This window comes from Streptomyces sp. NPDC028308 (assembly GCF_055565855.1).
The window spans coordinates 290755-310663 of the sequence record NZ_JBVHTO010000007.1 but is presented as its reverse complement, the minus strand read 5'-3'; the positions used below and the strand labels follow the sequence as shown (position 1 = coordinate 310663).

At 71.4% G+C, this 19909-nt stretch carries 16 protein-coding genes and 1 tRNA gene; 12 read left to right on the top strand and 5 right to left on the bottom strand.

What is annotated here, in order from left to right; all coding sequences use genetic code 11:
- Positions 1-44: 44 nt before the first annotated feature.
- Together ACZ4VA_RS18185 and ACZ4VA_RS18180 are read left to right on the top strand one after the other, a co-directional pair.
- Positions 45-785, top strand: a complete 741-nt coding sequence (locus ACZ4VA_RS18185) for an SDR family oxidoreductase (protein ID WP_356169318.1) — start codon at positions 45-47, stop codon at positions 783-785.
- A gap of 1 nt (position 786) precedes the next feature.
- Positions 787-1719, top strand: a complete 933-nt coding sequence (locus ACZ4VA_RS18180) for an SDR family oxidoreductase (RefSeq protein ID WP_356169137.1) — start codon at positions 787-789, stop codon at positions 1717-1719.
- 45 nt (positions 1720-1764) lie between these two features.
- Here the strand turns inward: ACZ4VA_RS18180 and ACZ4VA_RS18175 are convergent, their stop codons facing one another.
- Entirely contained in the window at positions 1765-2664 is a 900-nt protein-coding gene (locus tag ACZ4VA_RS18175) for a hypothetical protein (RefSeq protein ID WP_356169140.1), read from the bottom strand.
- A 362-nt stretch (positions 2665-3026) separates the two neighbouring features.
- Here ACZ4VA_RS18175 and ACZ4VA_RS18170 point away from each other — a divergent pair, with 362 nt between their 5' ends.
- The gene (locus tag ACZ4VA_RS18170) at positions 3027-3806 is read left to right on the top strand and encodes a S1 family peptidase (protein WP_356169143.1); all 780 of its coding nucleotides are present in this window, start codon (positions 3027-3029) and stop codon (positions 3804-3806) included.
- 145 nt (positions 3807-3951) lie between these two features.
- On the opposite strand, the gene ACZ4VA_RS18165 is transcribed toward ACZ4VA_RS18170, so the two are convergent.
- On the bottom strand, positions 3952-5799 hold the full coding sequence (locus ACZ4VA_RS18165; RefSeq protein ID WP_356238958.1) for a glycoside hydrolase family 35 protein: 1848 nt from the start codon (positions 5797-5799) through the stop codon (positions 3952-3954).
- A gap of 142 nt (positions 5800-5941) precedes the next feature.
- Between ACZ4VA_RS18165 and ACZ4VA_RS18160 the strand changes: the two genes are divergently transcribed.
- From ACZ4VA_RS18160 to ACZ4VA_RS18135, 6 genes are all read left to right on the top strand, one after another.
- Entirely contained in the window at positions 5942-6832 is an 891-nt protein-coding gene (locus tag ACZ4VA_RS18160) for a helix-turn-helix domain-containing protein (RefSeq protein ID WP_468081998.1), read from the top strand.
- Positions 6833-6843: 11 nt separating this feature from the next.
- Positions 6844-7224: a chorismate mutase gene (locus tag ACZ4VA_RS18155; RefSeq protein ID WP_355780684.1), complete on the top strand. Its 381-nt coding sequence runs from the start codon at positions 6844-6846 to the stop codon at positions 7222-7224.
- Between the two features lie 165 nt (positions 7225-7389).
- The gene (locus ACZ4VA_RS18150) at positions 7390-7923 is read left to right on the top strand and encodes a response regulator (RefSeq protein ID WP_355780664.1); all 534 of its coding nucleotides are present in this window, start codon (positions 7390-7392) and stop codon (positions 7921-7923) included.
- An 85-nt stretch (positions 7924-8008) separates the two neighbouring features.
- Entirely contained in the window at positions 8009-10507 is a 2499-nt protein-coding gene (gene pepN, locus ACZ4VA_RS18145; protein ID WP_468081996.1) for an aminopeptidase N, read from the top strand.
- A gap of 487 nt (positions 10508-10994) precedes the next feature.
- On the top strand, positions 10995-12395 hold the full coding sequence (locus ACZ4VA_RS18140; protein WP_355780670.1) for a pyridoxal phosphate-dependent decarboxylase family protein: 1401 nt from the start codon (positions 10995-10997) through the stop codon (positions 12393-12395).
- Positions 12392-13813, top strand: a complete 1422-nt coding sequence (locus ACZ4VA_RS18135; RefSeq protein WP_355780673.1) for a lysine N(6)-hydroxylase/L-ornithine N(5)-oxygenase family protein — start codon at positions 12392-12394, stop codon at positions 13811-13813. Before ACZ4VA_RS18140 ends, ACZ4VA_RS18135 begins: the two co-directional genes overlap by 4 nt.
- Before the next feature lie 85 nt (positions 13814-13898).
- On the opposite strand, the gene ACZ4VA_RS18130 is transcribed toward ACZ4VA_RS18135, so the two are convergent.
- Positions 13899-15704: a bifunctional metallophosphatase/5'-nucleotidase gene (locus ACZ4VA_RS18130; RefSeq protein ID WP_468081994.1), complete on the bottom strand. Its 1806-nt coding sequence runs from the start codon at positions 15702-15704 to the stop codon at positions 13899-13901.
- A 140-nt stretch (positions 15705-15844) separates the two neighbouring features.
- Between ACZ4VA_RS18130 and ACZ4VA_RS18125 the strand changes: the two genes are divergently transcribed.
- Entirely contained in the window at positions 15845-16510 is a 666-nt protein-coding gene (locus ACZ4VA_RS18125) for an SIMPL domain-containing protein (protein ID WP_389390637.1), read from the top strand.
- A gap of 127 nt (positions 16511-16637) precedes the next feature.
- Entirely contained in the window at positions 16638-18074 is a 1437-nt protein-coding gene (pyk, locus tag ACZ4VA_RS18120; RefSeq protein ID WP_356169160.1) for a pyruvate kinase, read from the top strand.
- 43 nt (positions 18075-18117) lie between these two features.
- Here pyk and ACZ4VA_RS18115 read toward each other — a convergent pair whose 3' ends face one another.
- Together ACZ4VA_RS18115 and ACZ4VA_RS18110 are read right to left on the bottom strand one after the other, a co-directional pair.
- The gene (locus ACZ4VA_RS18115; protein WP_468082107.1) at positions 18118-18852 is read right to left on the bottom strand and encodes a helix-turn-helix domain-containing protein; all 735 of its coding nucleotides are present in this window, start codon (positions 18850-18852) and stop codon (positions 18118-18120) included.
- Between the two features lie 146 nt (positions 18853-18998).
- Positions 18999-19071 (bottom strand) — tRNA-Leu (locus tag ACZ4VA_RS18110).
- 106 nt (positions 19072-19177) lie between these two features.
- Between ACZ4VA_RS18110 and ACZ4VA_RS18105 the strand changes: the two genes are divergently transcribed.
- A complete protein-coding gene (locus tag ACZ4VA_RS18105; RefSeq protein WP_356169163.1) occupies positions 19178-19834 on the top strand; it encodes an ANTAR domain-containing response regulator in 657 nt (218 codons plus the stop codon).
- Positions 19835-19909 lie beyond the last annotated feature (75 nt).

Genomic DNA, 19909 nt, shown 5'->3' with positions numbered 1-19909 from the left:
AAGCTAGCAGCGAACGCATCAGAGCGGGAGGCCCTGTGGACGACGTGGATCTCGGCGGCAGGACCGTCGTCGTCACCGGCGGCACCCGCGGCGTGGGCGCCGGGATCGCGCGGGCCTTCGCCGCGGCGGGCGCCGATGTCGTCGTCTGCGCCCGCAGGCCGCCGCCACGCCCGCTCCAGGGCGTCGGCTTCACCTCCGTCGACCTGCGGGACCCGGACGCCGTCCGTGACTTCTTCGACGGCCTGGCCCGCGTCGACGTCCTGGTCAACAACGCGGGCGGCACCCCGTACCGGCCGCTCGCGGACTCGGAGGCCGAGCGGCACGCGCGTGTGATCGAGCTCAACCTCACGGCGCCGCTGACCGCCTCGCTCGCCGCACGCCGGCAACTCCGGCGAGCCAAGGGGGCGATCGTGATGATCGGCAGCGTGAGCGGCACCCGGCCCTCGCCCGGTACGGCGGCCTACGGCGCGGCCAAGGCGGGACTGGAGAGCCTCGCCCGCTCGATGGCCGTCGAGTGGGCGCCCGACATCCGGGTCAACACCCTCGTCGTCGGCATGGTCCGCACCGAGCGGTCCCACCTGCACTACGGCGACGAGGACGCCCTCGCAGCCGTCGCCCGGACCGTCCCGCTCGGACGCCTCGCCGAACCCGCCGACGTGGGCCGGGCCGCCGTCTTCCTCGCCTCCGACGCCGCCGCGTACGTCAGCGGGGCGAGCCTGCTCGTGCACGGCGGCGGGGAAAGGCCCCGCTTCCTCGACGCAGCGACCGCCGGCAAGGAGGACTGAGATGAGCGCACCCCTGCTGTGCGAGGGGCGGGTCGTGGTGGTCACCGGCGCGGGCCGCGGACTCGGCCGGGCGCACGCCCTCGCGTTCGCCGCCGAGGGCGCCCGGGTCGTCGTCAACGATCTCGGGGTCGGCCTCGACGGCACCCCGGACCCGGACAGCCCGGCCGCGCGCGTGGCCGAGGAGATCCGGGCGGCGGGCGGCGCGGCCGTCGCCCACGGCGGCGACGTCGCGACCACCGAGGGGGCCGCCTCCCTCGTCCGCACCGCCCTCGACACCTACGGACGCCTCGACACCCTCGTCAACAACGCCGGATTCCTGCGCGACCGCATGCTGGTCAACCTCGGCGAGGACGACTGGGACGCCGTGCTGCGCGTCCACCTCCGGGGCCACTTCCTGCCCCTCAGGCACGCGGCGGCGCACTGGCGGGCGGAGGCGAAGGCGGGACGCCCGCCGCGGGCCCGCATCGTGAACACCAGCAGCGGCGCCGGCCTGTCGGGCTCGGTCGGGCAGGGGAACTACAGCGCCGCGAAGGCCGGGATCCTCGGGCTGACCCTGGTCGCCGCGGCCGAACTCGCGCGGTACGGCGTCCAGGTCAACGCGATCGCCCCCGCGGCCCGCACCCGCATGACCGAACAGGCCTTCGCCCAGGCCATGGCCCCGCCGGACACCCCCGGCGCCTTCGACGCGATGGCGCCCGCGAACGTGTCGCCGCTCGTCGTGTGGCTCGGCTCCGACGCGTGCGCCGGCGTCACCGGCCGGGTCTTCGAGGCCGAGGGCGGGCGCATCACGGTGATGGAGGGCTGGCGTCCTGGCCCCACCGCCGACAAGGGCGCGCGGTGGACTCCCGCGCAGGCCGGGGAGACCGCCCGGGAACTCCTGGCCGAGGCGGTGGCCCCGGCACCGGTCCACGGGTCGGGGGAGCGGACGCCGTGACGGGGGCGGCGTACGGCACACCGATGGCGGCCGGGCGCACCGGGCTCAGGTGTCGCACTCCAGCACCGTCCGGCACAGGGCGCAGCGGGCCCGCACCCGGCCGCGGACGGGGACCCGGATGCGCTGGTGGCAGGTGGGGCACGGGAACGACACCCGCAGCGGCCCGTCGCCGTCCGGCGTGAACGTGTAGGACGCGCCGGGCTGCGGGTCCGGCGGCAGCCGGTGGTCCCGGGCGTGGCGGCGGTCCTTCGCGTAGCGGCGGCGGCCCGCCCACCCGGCCGCGGTCAGCGGCGGCTGCTGCTCGTCGTGGCGGGCCCGCGCCATGCCCTTCGTGTACGCCGTGTACGCCTGCGGGCTGGTGAACCACACCGACGGGTCCTCGCCGAAGACCAGGGCCCGCTTGGCGAGCACGTAGCCGAACTCCTCCGGCGTCAGATAACCGAGCTTCTGCGAGGAGGACGCGTCCTCGCGGAAGGCGTCGAGCAGGAGCCAGCCCGCGCCGAGGTACGCCGCCGCGGTGTCCGTGAGGATCTCGTTGTCCCGGGTGCCGGGGAAGGCGAGGTCGAGGCGGTGCAGGTAGACGTGCATCACCTCGTGGGCGAGGGCGGCCCCGATGTCGCGCCGGTGGGTGCGGAAGCGGTCGTTGAGCTCGACGAAGTACTCGGGCCCAGCGGTGAGTTCGACGTTCGCCGCATGGGTCATCTCGCGGAAGCCGACGACCATCCTGGCGTCCGGCAGCCGGTAGTGCCGCACCATCTCGCGGGCCACGCGCTGGGCACCCAGATGCAGGTCGTCGGTGTCGCAGAACGCCACGTCGGCCGGGGGCACGCTGCTCGCGAACGTCTGGACGGTGTCGTAGGACAGCCGTCTCCAGAGCGCCGTGATCGCCGCCCGCACGGTGTCCAGGTGCGGGAAGCCGTGCTCGACCGGTCCGCCGTTCGCCACGTCCGCACCCCCTGAAGACGCCGGAACAGGCCCCTGGGGAGACCTGGACTCCTCTCTCCACCTTACGGGGACGGCCGCCGCGTCGGCGCGGCCGTTTCCGTGGGCGCGGCCGTTCGCGCGGACGTCGCCGGTCCGCGGCACGCCCGCCGGCCGGGTGGGCGCGGCTGAGGCTCGCGGAGGCCCGAGCACGGGATGGCCGCTCTCCGGGCCGAAGTCCTCGGGGCGGACGTCCGCGGCCCGTCGTGGCCGGAAAGGGCGCCTTGTGGGGCGGGTGCGGCCGTCTCGATAATCCAACCGCGAGTTGGCGGGGTCATGCCATAAGACCCGGCTTCCTCGCGCAACCCCCCACGAAAGGAAGCACGTTGAAGTCTCTCCGGAAGTTCACCGGGCTCAGACGGCTCCTCGCGGCCGGCGCCGTGACCCTCGCCGCCGTCTCCCTCCAGCCCCTGTCCGCCCAGGCCGCGCCCCAGCCCGTCGTCGGCGGGACCCGGGCCGCGCAGGGCGAGTTCCCGTTCATGGTCCGCCTCTCCATGGGCTGCGGCGGCGCCCTGTACGCCAAGGACGTCGTCCTGACCGCCGCCCACTGCGTCAACGGCTCCGGCAGCAACACCTCCATCACCGCCACCGCCGGCGTCGTCGACCTGCAGAGCAGCGGCGCGACCAAGGTCAGGTCCACCAAGGTGCTCCAGGCCCCCGGCTACAACGGCAAGGGCAAGGACTGGGCCCTCATCAAGCTCGCCCGGCCCATCGAGCTGCCCACCCTGAAGATCGCCACCACCACCGCGTACAACAACGGCACCTTCACCGTCGCCGGATGGGGAGCCGCGCGCGAGGGCGGCTCCCAGCAGCGGTACCTGCTCAAGGCCGCCGTCCCCTTCGTCGACGACGCCACCTGTCGTCAGGCGTACGGCAGCGACCTCGTGCCCGGCGACGAGATCTGCGCGGGCTTCCCGCAGGGCGGCGTCGACACCTGCCAGGGCGACTCGGGCGGACCCATGTTCCGCAAGGACGACACCGGCGCCTACCTCCAGGTCGGGATCGTCAGCTGGGGCGAGGGCTGCGCGCGGGCCGGGTACCCCGGCGTCTACAGCGAGGTGTCGACCTTCGCGGCCGACATAGCGCGGGCGGCGGCCGGACTGTAACCACCGTCGCCACACCGCTCGGGCCCCGTCCGGGCCCGAGCGGCACCCCGAGCGGCACCCCGAGCGGCACCCCGGGCGTCCGCGCCGCCGCCAGGACCCGGGCCACGCCCCCCGCCCGGTCGCCGACGCCACCCCTCTCCCGGCGTCACCCCGTCCCGGCGCCCGCCCGCGACTCCGCCGCACCGGACCGCGACTCCGCCTCGGCCGGGGCGCGCAGCACCGGCGACGGCACCGCCGCCACCGCACCGGCCGCCTCCGGGAGATCCGGGGCCTGCGCACCGGCGCCCTCGCACTCCAGCACCCACACCTCGTTGGCCCCCTCCCGCAGCACCGGCCCGGGCACGTACAGCGCCCGCTGCGGTCCGACGGACCAGTACCGGCCCAGGCAGAAGCCGTTGACCCAGGCGAACCCCCGCGTCCAGCCCGGGAGTTCGAGGAACGCGTCACCCGCGCCGCGCACCGTCACGGTGCCGCGGTACAGCCCCGGGGCGCCGCTCGCGGGCACCGGCGTGAAGGGGACGGAGCCCACGTCGTCCAGCGCGTCGAGCCGCAGCCCGCGCGCCCGCACCCCGTGCAGGTACTGCCGCTCGTGCAGCAGCCCGCCGGTGACGCCCTTCGGCTCGCCCGTACGCGGCCCGTAGTTGACCCGCCCCAGGGACTCCACCCACACCTCCACGCGCGCCGGCCCCGCGACCGGCTCCCGGAGCTGCTCGTCGCCCTCCGACAGCACCCCCGCCCGCACACCGTCGACATTCACCACGGCGAGGTCCCGCAGGCCGCGCAGGGTCAGCGGACGGGGCTGCCGGGGCCCGGGAACGCTCACCTCGTACTTCACCAGCCCCCGGTCCACGTCCAGTTCCTCGAACGTCGGCGGCATCGCGTACTCGCCCTCCGGACCGCCCACCGCGTCCAGCACGGTGTCCAGCGACGCCCACCCCTCCAGCGCGGCCACCGCGGACGCCCCCAGCTCCGGCGGGGCCGGCGGCACCTCCGGCGGCGGCCCGTCCGCGTACGCGGCGAGCACCTCACGGAAACGCCAGAACTTCTCGGTGGGGCGCCCCAGTTCGTCGACCGGCGCGTCGTAGTCGTACGACGTCACGTCCGGCTCCAGCGGCCCCTCGTGCAGCTCGCCCCCACCCCGGTTGGCGCCCGCCCAGCCCCCGAAACTCGTACCGCCGTGCGCCATGTACAGGTTGACCGACGCCCCGCACTCCAGGATCTCCCGCAGCGCCGACGCCGCCTCCCCGGGATCGCGTACGACGTGCTCGGCGCCCCAGTGGTCGAACCAGCCGCACCAGAACTCCATGCACATCAGCGGGCCCCGCGGACGGTACCCGCGCAGCTCCGCGAACGCCTCACGCGCCCGCGAACCGAAGTTCACCGTCGCCAGGACCCCCGGGACACCGCCGCCCGTCAGCATGTGGTCCTCGGGACCGTCCGAGGTGAACAGCGGCACACACACGCCCTCGGCCCGCAGCAGGTCCGCCAGCCACCGCAGATACACGGCGTCGGAACCGTAACTGCCGTACTCGTTCTCGACCTGCACCATCAGCACCGGCCCACCCCGGTCGACCTGCCTCGCCACCACCTCCGGCAGCAACCGCCGGAACCAGCGCCCCACCGGCGCCAGGAAACGCTCGTCGCGGCTGCGCAGCGCGACACCGGAACCCGTCAGCCAGTGCGGCAGCCCCCCGTTCTCCCACTCCGCGCAGATGTACGGCCCCGGACGCACGATCGCCCACAACCCGGCCTCCCGCACCGCGTCCAGGAACCGGCCCAGCCGGCCCACGTCGGCGAAGCGCCCCGGGGACGGCTCGTGGAGATTCCACGGCACGTACGTCTCCACGCAGTTGAGGCCCATCGCCTTCAGCATCCCCAGCCGGTGCCCCCACTGCGCCTCGTGCACCCGGAAGTAGTGCAGCGCCCCGGACAGCAGCCGCACCGGCCGCCCGTCCAGCAGAAAATCCTCGTCCCCCACCGTGAACTCGCTCATGCCCACCACCCTCACCCCCTGGCGGGAGCCACGTCCATGGACAAAGATCAGCGCGGGTTGGACCAATCGAAGACCCCCGGAACAGCCCCCGAGCGAGCCCACGACAGCCCCGGAACCCGGACGAAAAGGCAGGAGGCGGCGGATGTACCGGACCTGGATGCGGTACCTCACCCCCGGCCCCGCCCACCACCGGCTCGGCCTCGTCTGCCTCGGCGTCGGACTCCAGCACGGGCGACTGCCCACCGTCGGACCCCGCACCCTCGACCACCACGTCGCCGTCCTGATCACCGCCGGGAGCGGCTGGTTCCAGGACACCCACGGACACCGGCACACCGTCACCGCACCGGCCCTGCTCTGGCTCACCCCCGGCGTCCCCCACCACTACGGCCCCGACCCCGCCTGGGACGAGTGCTTCGTCGACTTCACCGGCCCCGCCACCGCCACCTACACCGAACTCGGCTACATCGAACCCGGCCGGCCCGTCGTCCCCCTCGCCGACGCCGACGCCGGCGCCGCCCGCGCCACCGTCACCCGCATCGCCCGCGCCGCCCGCCGCGACAACCCCCTGCTGGACGTGGAGACCGGCGCCGCCGTCCACGAACTCCTCGTCGCCCTGCGCCGCGCCCGCGCCGACCTCACCCCCGACGGCGACGAAGTCCTCCAGGCCCTCGCCCGCGACGCCTTCCAGCCCCTCACCGTCGCCGAACACGCGGCCCGCCACGGCATGACCCCCGCCGAACTGCGCACCGCAGTCCGCCGCGCCGCCGGCTCCAGCCCCAAGGACTACCTCCTCGGCATCCGCCTCGGCCACGCCAAGGAACTCCTCGCCGCCACCGACCTGCCCGTCGCCGCCGTCGCCCGCCGCGTCGGCTACGACGACCCCGCCTACTTCTCCCGCCTGTTCACCCGCCGCGTCGGCACGGCACCCGTCCGCTTCCGCGAACAACAGGCCCGCACCGCCCCCGGCGAATGGAGCGACCGGATGCCGGACCCCGACGATCCGCCGATCATCGAAGGACCCCACGCCCCTTAGGGTGGACCCCCATGACCCACGGCAACACCAACGAAGCCAACGAAGCGAACACCTTGGCCGGACACGACGCCGTCGACCCCGCCGTGCGCGCCGAACTCGGCCGGCTCCGCGACAGCATCGACAACATCGACGCCGCCGTCGTCCACATGCTCGCCGAACGCTTCAAATGCACCCAGCAGGTCGGACACCTCAAGGCCCGGCACCAGCTGCCGCCCGCCGACCCCGCCCGCGAGTCCCGCCAGATCGCCCGGCTGCGCCAGCTCGCCGAGAACGCGAAACTCGACCCCGCCTTCGCGGAAAAGCTCCTCAACTTCATCATCGCCGAGGTCATCCGCCACCACGAGCACATCGCCGACCACTCCGGAACCGGCCCGTCCGGCCCGGCGCGGTGACCGCGCGCCCGCGCGCGCACGGTCCGGGGGAGTGACAGCGCGCCCGCGCGCGGGCATCCTGCCCTGAGCACTCCTCGTCAGGCCACGGGCACATGCCGTGAACGCCGCTTCGGTCTAAGCTGGTCGGCCAAGTGCGAGGGACGTCGGGCCGAGGGGGCGCCGGGCATGCCGTCGGATGCCAAGATTCTCATCGTCGACGACCATGAGGACACGCTGTACGCGCTGGAGAGCGCGCTCGCTCCGCTGGGCTACCGGCTGACGCGCGCCACCAGCGGCGACGAAGCACTCAAGGAGGTCCTGCGGGGCCAGGTGGGACTGCTCCTGCTCGACGTGCGCATGCCCGGCGTCAGCGGCCTCGACGTCGTGCGCTACATGCGCCGCCTGGAACAGACCCAGCACATCCCGATCATCCTCCTCACCGGCTTCGGCCCCGACTCCGAACTCACCTCCACCGCCTTCGGACTCGGCGTCGCCGACCTCGTCATGAAACCCGTCGACCCCTGGACCCTGCGCACCAAGGTCCGCTACCTGTACGACGCCCACCAGCGCTCCCAGGCCCTCGAACACGAACTCCGCGACCTGCGCGCCCAAGCCGCCGCGCGAATCACCCGCACCCCCGCCCTCACCCACCCCGACAACCGCGTCCCCGTCCAGCGCGAGGCCGCCCGCACCCCCCGCCGCGGACACGACCTGACCTGACCGGACGGCCCACCCGACCGCACCACCCCGGGACAAACGCCGTGTACCGATCCGGCGCTGTGCCATCCCCAGGCCATCGGGCAGCATGTCCCCCATGTCCGTACTGACGCGCGACGAAGCGCAGACCCGTGCCGAGCTCCTCGACGTCCACCGCTACACGATCGCCCTCGACGTGACCGGCGGAGACGAGACCTTCGGCTCCCACACCGCCATCCACTTCACGGCCCGCGCGGACGCGGACACCTTCGTCGAGCTCAAGCCCGCCGACCTGCGCTCCGCCACCCTCGACGGACAGCCCCTCGACCCCGCCACCCTCACCGGGCACCGGCTCCCCCTCACCGGCCTCACCGCCGGCGAGCACGAACTGCGCATCGACGCCACCATGCGCTACTCCCGCACCGGCGAAGGCATGCACCGCTTCACCGACCCCACCGACGGCGAGACCTACCTCTACACCCAGCTGTTCATGGACGACGTCCAGCGCGTCTTCCCCGCCTTCGACCAGCCCGACCTGAAGGCCGTCTTCGAACTCACCGTCCACGCCCCCGACGGCTGGACCGTCCTCGCCAACGGCATCACCGAACACCTCGGCGACGGCCACTGGAAAGCCGCACCCACCCCCCGGATCTCCACCTACCTCGTCGCCGTCGCCGCCGGCCCCTGGCACTCCGTACGCACCGAACACCAGGGCCTGCCCTTCGGCATCCACTGCCGCCGCTCCCTCGCCCCCCACCTCGACACCGACGCCGACGAGATCCTCGACGTCACCCGCGCCTGCTTCGACCGCTACCACGAGAAGTTCGAGGAGCCCTACCCCTTCGACTCCTACGACCAGGCGTTCGTCCCCGAGTTCAACGCCGGCGCCATGGAGAACCCCGGACTCGTCACCTTCCGCGACGAGTTCATCTACCGCTCCGCGGTCACCGACACCGAGCGGCAGACTCGCGCCATGGTCATCGCCCACGAGATGGCGCACATGTGGTTCGGCGACCTCGTCACCCTCCGCTGGTGGGACGACATCTGGCTGAACGAGTCCTTCGCCGAGTACATGGGCTACCAGACCCTCACCGAAGCCACCCGCTTCACCGACACCTGGACCGACTTCGGCGTCGCCCGCAAGTCCTGGGGCTACGACGCCGACCAGCGCCCCTCCACCCACCCCGTCGCCCCCGACCCCGAAGCCGTCCCCGACACCGCCTCCGCGATGCTCAACTTCGACGGCATCTCCTACGCCAAGGGCGCCTCCGCCCTGCGCCAACTCGTCGCCTGGCTCGGCGAGAAGGACTTCCTCACCGGCATCAACACCCACTTCGCCCGCCACAAGTTCGGCAACGCCACCCTCGCCGACTTCATCGAATCCCTCGCCGACGCCACCGACCGCGACGTCCACGCCTGGGCCGCGGCCTGGCTGCGCACCACCGGCATCGACACCCTCACCCCCACCGTCACCGCCGGCGACGACGGCACCTGCACCCTCACCGTCGACCACGCCGGCAGCCGCCCCCACCGCATCGCCGTCGGCCTCTACGACCCCGACCTCACCGACGACGGCCGCCTCACCCTGCGCCGACGCCTCGAACTCGACGTCCCCCAGAGCACCCCCGCCCCCATCGGCAAACGGCCCGCCCTGCTCCTCCTCAACGACGGCGACCTCTCCTACGCCAAGGTCCGCTTCGACCCCGAATCGTTCGCCGCCGTCCGCCACTCCCTGTCCGCCCTGCCCACACCCCTCACCCGCGCCGTCGTGTGGAACTCCCTGCGCGACTCCGTACGCGACGGCGAACTGCCCCCCGCCGCCTACCTGGAGGCCGCCCGCGCCCACCTCCCGCGCGAGACGGACCTCGCCGTCGTCCAGGGCGTCCTGTCCTTCGCCACCGTCCAGGTCGCCGACCGCTACCTGCCCCCCGAGGACCGCCCCGCCGCCCTCGCCACCCTCACCGACCTCTGCCGCGACCTCATCCGCCGCACCGAGGACGGCCGCGACCCCGGCCTCCGGCTGACCGCCGTACGCCACTACATCGACGTCGCCGCCCACCCCGACACCATCAGCGCCTGGTTCTCCGAGGGCACCGTCCCCGGCGGCCCCGAACTCGACCCCGAACTGCGCTGGCGCATCCTCGGCCGGCTCGCCGTCCTCGGCGCGATCGACGACGCCGTCATCGAGGCCGAACTCGTCCAGGACCCCAGCGCCACCGGCCGCGAAGGCGCCGCCCGCTGCCACGCCGCCCTGCCCGACCCGCAGGCCAAGAGCAGGGCCTGGGACGAGATGTTCGCCTCCGACGACCTCTCCAACTACCTGTTCACCGCCACCGCGCAGGGCTTCTGGCAGCCCGAGCAGAGCGACCTGCTCCGCCCCTACGTCGAGCGCTACTGGCAGGACGCCATCGCCGTCGCCGCCCGCCGCGGCCCCGCCATCGCCGAGGCCGCCGGACGCTGGGCCTTCCCCGTCCACGCCGTCTCCGCCGACACCCTCCGCCTCGGCGAGCGGTGCCTGAGCGACGGCGACCCCATCCCGGCCCTCCGCCGCAAGCTCGCCGACCAGCTCGACGACCTCGCCCGGGCCTTGCGGGTCAGGGAGGCGTAACACCGCGACGGCCCCGGCCGTACGACCCCGAAGGGCGCCCGGAACCCACCGGGCGCCCTTTCCCGTACGCCCCACCGGACGCCGGCCGAGCCTCCCGGGCCGCCGAGCCTCCCGGGCCGGCCGCGACAGATCGTCAACCGACACCTCCACCGGACACCCGGCCCGCCTCGGGCCCACCCAGGTTGCCCGGGGGAGTGCCGGTGCCGTCCCGGCCGAGCCGGCGCGTGCTCCGGGCCGCCCGGTCCGGGGGAGTGTCCGAGGGGATCCTCTCGGGCTGTCCGGCGTGCCCCCGCCGGGCTCGCGTTCGTCCGAGGCCGGGCGGAGCCGCCCGCCTCGTCGGCACCCCGTAGCACCCCCGCGTCCCCCACACGTTCCCCGCACGCGGGAGTACCCCCTTTCGGGTCCCGGTCGTTGGGCTTTCCGGGCGCGCCGCACCCCGCGCGTCCAAGCTGGAACTCCCTGCCCTGCGCCCCTTCGGAGGACGCCCATGAGCTCGCCGCCCCTCGCCTCAGGTCCCGACGGCCCCGGCGCACTGCGGCCGCTGCTCGACACCGTCCTCGACGCCCTGCACGAAGGCGCCGCCACCCGCGGCGGCCCCCTGCCCGCAGGCGGCCCGCAGACCGTCGCCCGCCGCGTCCGGGACACCCTCGGCGACCCCCTGCCCCACGAAGGCTCCGACGACGCCCTGCACGTCCTCGTCCGCGCCCTCACCGAAGGCGCCGCCGACCCCGCCGACCCCCTGTGCGCCGCCCACCTCCACTGCCCGCCCCTCGCCGTCGCCGCCGCGGCCGACCTCGCCGCCTCCGTCCTCAACCCCTCTCTCGACTCCTGGGACCAGGCCCCCGCCGCGTCCGAGCTGGAGACACTCGTCACCGACGCCCTCGCCGCCGAGATCTACCCCCCGGACCCCCACCAGACGAACACCCGACCGAAGAAAGGTGCCGCCCTCGTCACCACCGGCGGCACCGAAGCCAACCAGCTCGCCCTCCTCCTCGCCCGAGAAACCCACGGCGGCATCCAACTCGTCTGCGGCGCCAACGCCCACCACTCCCTGCGCCGCGCCGCCTGGCTCCTCGGCCTCCCCGAACCCGTCGTCGTCCCCGCCCCCGCCGGCACCATGGACCCCGCCGCCCTCGACGACGCCCTCACCGAACTGCCCGGCCCCCGCGGCTCCTTCCTCGTCGCCGCCACCGCCGGCACCACCGACGCCGGACTCATCGACCCACTGCCCGACATCGCCGACCGCTGCGCCGCCCACGGAGCCCGCCTCCACATCGACGCCGCATACGGCGGCGGCCTCCTCTTCAGCGACCGCCACCGCAAACTGCTCGACGGCCTCGCCCGCGCCCACACCGTCACCCTCGACCTGCACAAACTCGGCTGGCAACCCGTCGCCGCCGGCCTCCTCGCCGTACAGGACCCCGACGACCTCCACGTCCTCGGCCACTCGGCCGACTACCTCAACGCCGACGACGACACCCACGCCGGACTCCCCGACCTCCTCGGCCGGTCCCTGCGCACCAGCCGACGCCCCGACATCCTCAAGATCGCCGTCACCCTCAAAACCCTCGGCCGCACCGGACTCGGCGCCCTCGTCGACCGCGTCTGCGCCCACGCCCGCGAACTCGCCGCACTCATCGAAGCCCACCCCCGCTTCGAGCTCTACGACCAGCCCACGATCAGCACCGTCCTCTTCCGGCCCACCGAAGCCACCGACGACACCGTCGCCGCCGTACGCCGCACCCTCCTCACCGAAGGCCACGCCGTCCTCGGCCGCGCCGCCCCCGACGGCCGCCTCTGGCTCAAGGCCACCCTGCTCAACCCGCACGCCCGGACCGGCGACCTGGCCGCGCTCCTGAAACTGGTGGAAGGACACACAGCCCGATGAGCCCGACGCCCATCCCCCCACGCCACGAACCCGAAGCACCCCGCGACCTGGTGGGCATCGGCATCGGCCCCTTCAACCTCTCCCTCGCCGCCCTCGCCCACCCCCTCACCGAACTCGACACCGTCTTCTACGAACAACGCCCCACCTTCGACTGGCACCCCGGCCTCCTCATCGACGGCACCACCCTCCAAGTCCCCTTCCTCGCCGACCTCGTCACCCTCGCCGACCCCGCCAGCCCCTGGACCTTCCTCAACTACCTCAAAGCCCGCGACCGCCTCTTCCCCTTCTACTTCGCCGAGCGCTTCCACATCCAGCGCGCCGAATACGACGGCTACTGCCGCTGGGTCAGCGACAGCCTCCCCGGACTCCACTTCGCCCACCAGGTCGACGCCGTCCGCTGGAACCCCGAACGCGCCCTCTTCGAAGTCGACTTCACCCAACTCGACGCCGACGGCGAAGCCGAAGCCCTCGGCCGCACCTACACCCGCAACATCGTCATCGGCGTCGGCACCGCCCCCCACATCCCCGACGCCCTCAAACCCCTCGTCGAAGCCCCCGGCGTGCCCGTCATCCACGCCGCGGACTACCTCGAACACCGCGACCGCTTCCTCACCGCCGACCACATCACCGTCATCGGCGCCGGCCAATCAGGCGCCGAAGTCTTCCTCGACCTCCTCAGAAACCGCCCCACCGGACAAGAGAAGATCCACTGGCTCGCCCGCACCGAAGCCTTCGCCCCCATGGAGTACTCCAAACTCGGCCTCGAACACTTCACCCCCGACTACACCCGCTACTTCCACGCCCTCACCGAACCCGTACGCGACCGGCTCCTCGCCGCCCAATGGCAACTCCACAAAGGCATCGACGCCGACACCATCGCCGCCATCCACGACGAGCTCTACCGCCGCACCCTCCACGGCGGCTGGCCCGACGCCGTCCTCACCCCCGCCGTCCACGTCCGCACCGCGGGACGCGTCGCCACCACCAAAGTCGAACTCCACCTCGAACACGTCCAGCAAGGCACCCGCTCCCGCCTCACCACCGACGCCGTCGTCCTCGCCACCGGCTACCGCGAACGCCCCCTCAGCCGCATCCTCGCCGGACTCGACCCCTACCTCCGCCGCGACAGCGCCGAACGCCCCCGCATCGACGACCGCTTCCGCCTCGTCCTCGACCCCTCCGTCACCGGCCAGGTCTACGTCCAGAACGCCGAACTCCACACCCACGGCGTCGGCGCCCCCGACCTCGGCCTCGCCGCCTGGCGCAGCGCCACCATCCTCAACTCCCTCACCGGCAAAGACCCCTACCCCCTCCCCGAACGCACCTCCTTCACCACCTTCGGACTCGAACCCAGCCCCCACGTCCCCCACGCCCGCCGCGCCCCCGTCCTCCTCACCCCCCTCGTCGACGAACGCTGACACCACCACCGGCGACCGACAGCGAAAAGCCCCGGACCGGGACGGCACCACCGTCCCGACCCGGGGCCCACACCCCGGCCGGCTCCTAGAACACCGGCACACCGTTCCGCGTCAGCCGCCAGTCCACCGACGCGAACTCCGCCGGGTCCAGACTGCCCTTCGCCGTCACCCACTCCGCGATCCGCGTACGGATCTCCGTCGACTCCGACCACAACTCCTGCGCCGACGCCACATGCGGAAACGCCCCGCCACCGTTCGCCCGGTAGTTGTTCACCGCGAACACGAACCGCTCACCGTCCGACAACGGCGCACCATTGAACGACAGGTTCTTGATCCGCGAACCCGGCGCCTCAGCTATGTCGATGTCGTACCGCAGCCCCGACACGTAGTCGTAGTTGTAGTCCGGCCGGTTGTTCGCGTTCGTCAGCTTCTCCGGATCCACCACCGCGTCCGCCGCCGTCCGCACGAAATAATCCGCCGAATACTCCAGGTACGCCCGCACCTGAGCACCCGTCAGCAACTTCGCCACCAGCGTGTTGTCGTACACGTACAGACTCGACAGATCCCGGATCGTCACCTCGCCCGCCGGGATCTCCGACGTCCGCGAGAACGGCGACGCCTGCGCGATCACCGGCAACGACGCGTACTCCGTACCCGCCAGCGCCGCCCGGACCACGTCCTCCTGCACCTTCGTGATCAGGTCGATGATCGGCGCGTCCTTGAACCGCGCCTCCACCGTCGTCAGCGTCTGCGTCGCCGTCCCCACCACCTGGTTGACATACGTCACCACCGCGTCGTGCTCCGCCTTCAGCAGCTTCGTGATCCGCGGATCGTCCGCCACCGTCTTCGAATCACGCAGCGACGCCGCCACCGACTCGACCCGCCACCGGCCCTTCTCGAAGACCAACTCGAAGTCGAACAACGACAGACGCTCCGCGTAACACAACGGCTCCGACAACACGACCGTCCGGCCCGTCGCCGCGTTCGTCACCTTCAGCTCCGGGATCTCCACATGCGCGTGCCCCACCAGGATCGCGTCGATCCCCGGCACCTGCTGCGCCACCAGAGCCGCCGAATTCTCCACGTACGGCAGCTGATCACCGTACGACGACGTACCCGACGAACCACTGTGCGCCGACACCACCACCACGTCCGCACCCATCGACCGCAGCTTCGGCACCCACTTCGCCGCCTGCTCCTCCAGCCCCGGGAACGTCAACCTGCCCTGCACATACGCCTTGTCCCAAATCGCGATACCCGGATTCGTCAACCCCAGCACCGCCACCCGCACCGGCGGCAGACCAGGCACATGGAACTTCTTCATGAAGTACGGCGGAAAAGCCGGCTTCAACGTCTTCGCGTCCAGCGCGTTCGCACCCAACAACGGGAAATCACACTGCGACTCGAACTTCCGCAGCGTCTCGATCCCGTAATTGAACTCGTGGTTGCCCAGCGCCACCGCGTCATAGCCGATCGCATTCATCGCCTGCGCCATCGGATGCACCGGACCACCCTCGGCGGTGATCGGATCCACCTTCGCGTAGTAATACGTCAGAGGCGTGCCCTGAATCGTGTCACCCGCGTCCAACAGCAGCGTGTTGCCACGGCCCTTCTCCTCGCGGACCTGCTCCACCAGCGTCGAGATCCGCGCCAGACCCATCGCGTTGCCCTTGGCGTCGGAGTACTCCGCGTCCTTGAAGTAGTCCCAGTTGAAGACATGCCCGTGCAGATCGGTCGTGCCCATCACCGTCAGCGCGTACCGCTTCGGACGCTTCGCACCCCCCTCCACCGCCGCCGCCTGCGCGGCCGGAGCACCCACCGCACCCGTCAGCGCCACCCCGGCACCCGTCACAGCGGACCTCTTCAGAAACTTCCGGCGGTTCAACGGCATGACAGCGACTCCTCGGGGCGATGGTGAACGACGCGCGTAGATTCTGACCCACCCCCCACACCCCCGAACAGATCCCGCAGGTTTCGATCTGATGACCGGCACACCCCACAACCCGCCACTCCGGTGACACAGTGGGACGTATGACCCCCACCCCCGACGCCCCCCACATCACCGTCCGCGGCGAAGCCCACCTCGAAACCGAACCCGAACTCGCCCGCATCGGCATCACCCTCACCGCCCGCGGAACCGACCGACGCGCCACCCTCGCCGACCTCACCCGCCGCAACACCACCACCCTCGACCTCGTCAAAACCTACGGAGACGCCGTCGAACACCTCGAAACCAGCGCCCTCACCATCACCCCCGAACTCACCCGACACGGCCGCGGCGAACGCGTCCGCGCCCACCACGGCCACCTCCACCTCACCGCCGAACTCAACGACTTCACCGCACTCGGCGAACTCACCACCCGCCTCGCCGACCTCGACCTCACCCGCATCGACGGCCCCTGGTGGACCCTCCGCCCCACCTCACCCGCCCACAAGCAAGCCCGCCAACAAGCCGTCCACGACGCCGTCCAACGCGCCCGCGAATACGCCGAAGCCCTCGGCACCACCCTCACCGCACTCCTCGACCTCACCGACACCGAACCCGAACCCGCCCACCCCCTCGACCGCGCCATGCGCACCATGACCTACGGCGCCGAGAACACCGACGAACCCGCACCCCTCGACCTCGAACCACAACGCCGGCACATCCACGCCCAGGTCACCGCCCGATTCACCATGGCACCCCCGAACCTGTGACCCCACGGCGCTCATCGGAGCACCCCCGCGCACAATTCAACCCTTGTCAATAGCCCTTCACACAAAGGTTGTTGGGCAGTCACGCACGCCCAATTCTCTACCCGCCGGTAAGCCCTAGGCTCAGACCATGCGCCGAGCAAAAATCGTCTGTACTCTGGGGCCCGCCACCGACTCGTACGACCAGATCAAAGCACTGGTCGAAGCCGGAATGGACGTCGCCCGATTCAACCTCAGCCACGGCACCCACGCCGAACACGAGGAGCGCTACCAACGCGTACGAAAGGCCTCCGACGAAACGAGCCGAAGCGTCGGAATCCTCGCCGACCTTCAAGGCCCGAAGATCCGCCTCGGCCGCTTCCGCGAAGGCCCCGTACTCCTTGAACGCGGCGACACCTTCACCATCACCGTCGAACCCGACACCGAAGGCGACCGCCACACCTGCGGCACCACCTACGACGGACTCGCCACCGACGTCACACCCGGCGAACGCATCCTCGTCGACGACGGCAAAGTCAGCCTCGAAGTCACCGCGGTCGACGGCCCCCGCGTCCACACCACCGTCGTCGAAGGCGGCATGGTCTCCGACCACAAAGGCCTCAACCTCCCCGGCGTGGCCGTCTCCGTCCCCGCCCTCTCCGACAAGGACGAAGCAGACCTCCGCTGGGCCCTGCGCACCGGCTTCGACGTCATCGCCCTTTCCTTCGTCCGCAGCGGCCGCGACATCGACGACGTCCACCGCATCATGGACGAGGAAGGCCGCCGCCTCCCCGTCATCGCCAAAGTCGAGAAACCCCAGGCCGTCGACAACATCGACGATATCGTCGCCGCCTTCGACGGCATCATGGTCGCCCGCGGCGACCTCGGCGTCGAAATGCCCCTCGAACAGGTCCCCATCGTCCAGAAGCGCGCCATCAAACTCGCCAAGCGCAACGCCAAACCGGTCATCGTCGCCACCCAGATGCTCGACTCGATGATCGAGAACTCCCGCCCCACCCGCGCCGAGGCCTCCGACGTCGCCAACGCCGTCATCGACGGCACCGACGCCGTCATGCTCTCCGGCGAGACCAGCGTCGGCAAGTACCCCATCGAGACCGTGCGCACCATGGCCCGCATCGTCGAAGCCGCCGAAGAGGACATCCTCGCCAAGGGACTGCCGCCCCTCACCGAACGCAACAAGCCCCGCACCCAGGGCGGCTCCGTCGCCCGCGCCGCCGCCGACATCGGCGACTTCCTCGGCGCCAAGTTCCTCGTCGCCTTCACCCAGTCCGGCGACACCGTCCGCCGCCTCTCCCGCTACCGCTCGCCGATCCCCCTCCTGGCGTTCACCCCCGACCCCGCCACCCGGTCCCAGCTCAACCTCACCTGGGGCGTCGAGACCTTCCTCGGACCCCACGTCGACTCCACCGACGCCATGGTCGACCAGGTCGACGAGCAGCTCCTGAAGATCGGCCGCTGCCAGAAGGGCGACATGGTGGTCATCACCGCCGGCTCCCCGCCCGGCATCTCCGGCTCCACGAACCTGGTCCGCGTCCACCACATCGGCGAGGACGACACCCCCAAGTGACCGGCCCCGGGCCCCTCAAGAGGAGGGGCCCACCGCGCCGGACTCAGTACTTGGGCCCCACGTGCGCGTCCATCAGAGCCACGTCGGCCCTGCGGGCCACGGAGATGTTGTAGGCGTTCCCGTGCCGGGTGCAGTGCGTCCACGTCACCCCGAGGCGGTCCAGCGTGTCGGTGTAGAGCCGCCGGATGTCGCCGGAGACGTTGGTGAAGAAGTACCGCGGATACTCGTACCGCTTGCGCTCACCGGCGACGACGCGGGTCGTCCAGTTGATGATCCGGCACCCGTCGGAGTGGATGAGCCCGCGGACGAACTCCCACGGATGAGCGTCCACGATCTCCCGCTGCCACCCCTCCAGCACGATCACCCGCTCATGCTTCTTGCCGGGGCCGTGCTGGGGGAAGAGACAGGGCCAGTGAGAGGTGAACGACTTCACTTCGACACAACCCGACCTTTGGCGACGTGCGACGCTCGGGCGCGCCATCACCCTGCGCATTGCGTCCTCGGCTGCTGCGATGAGCCCGGTCTGCCGAGCATTACAGAAGACGGACAAATGGTGCTGCTTGCGCTTTGAAATGATGTGGCCGTCACCGAGGTATAGGCCCAGTAGATAGGCGTACGCAACTTTGTCGATTTCCTGGCCTGTGCACCGCGGGCAGTCCGTGGGCTGCTCATACGTCTCGCCGCGCGCCCGGCGGTCCTCGCTGCGCCACCAGCCGATGGTTCCGCGCGGAATACCCAGGCGCTCCGCCACTATCCGGTTCGGCATCCCCTGGCGCATGAGTTCGACAGCGAAGGCCCGGATCGAAGGACTGTGCTTCATGTCGACACTCTGTGCAATGAACGGCTGCTGCGCTCACGCAAAAGCGGATGTTCACGAGAACGTGAACATCCGCTTAATGGGTGACCTTGTAATCCAAGGAAAAGTGCCCCGAGTCGGATTCGAACCGACGCTGTCGGTGGTTTGAGCACCGTGTCTCTACCGCTGGACTACCGGGGCTTCCTGCAAAACGAAGGCTGGTGCTCACCCGCTGTGCCCCCACCTTACCGCAGCTAGGTACGCTCTTGGGAGCAGTACTTGTCTGCCCTGGAACAAGGAGCACCCCGTGACCGCCCCCGAGTCGCCCCAGCCCGTGGACGCGCCCGACGACGACAAGTCGCACGTACCTCCGCTGACGACCCGTGTCGTCATCGCCGAGGACGAGGCGCTGATCCGTCTCGATCTCAAGGAGATGCTGGAGGAGGAGGGCTACACCGTCGTCGGTGAGGCGGGTGACGGTGAGCAGGCCGTCGAGCTGGCCCGGGAGCACAAGCCGGATCTGGTGATCCTCGATGTGAAGATGCCGAAGCTGGACGGGATCTCGGCGGCGGAGAAGATCGCCGAGGAGAGCATCGCGCCGGTGCTGATGCTGACGGCGTTCTCGCAGCGTGATCTGGTGGAGCGGGCGCGTGACGCGGGTGCGATGGCGTATCTGGTGAAGCCGTTCAGCAAGAGCGACGTGGTGCCGGCGATCGAGATGGCGGTGTCGCGGTTCACGGAGCTGAAGGAGCTGGAGAAGGAGGTCGCGGACCTCAGCCAGCGGCTGGAGACGCGGAAGCTGGTGGACCGGGCGAAGTCGGTGCTGCAGACGGAGTACGGGCTGTCGGAGCCGGCGGCGTTCCGGTGGATCCAGAAGACGTCGATGGACCGGCGGATGTCGATGCAGCAGGTTGCGGAGGCGGTCATTCAGGACGCCGAGGAGAAGAAGTCGTCGAAGGGTTAGTCCCGGCGGCGCGTTCGGTACGGCGAGAGGCCCGCGACCCCGGTGGGGGTGCGGGCCTCTTCGTGTGTCCGGGTG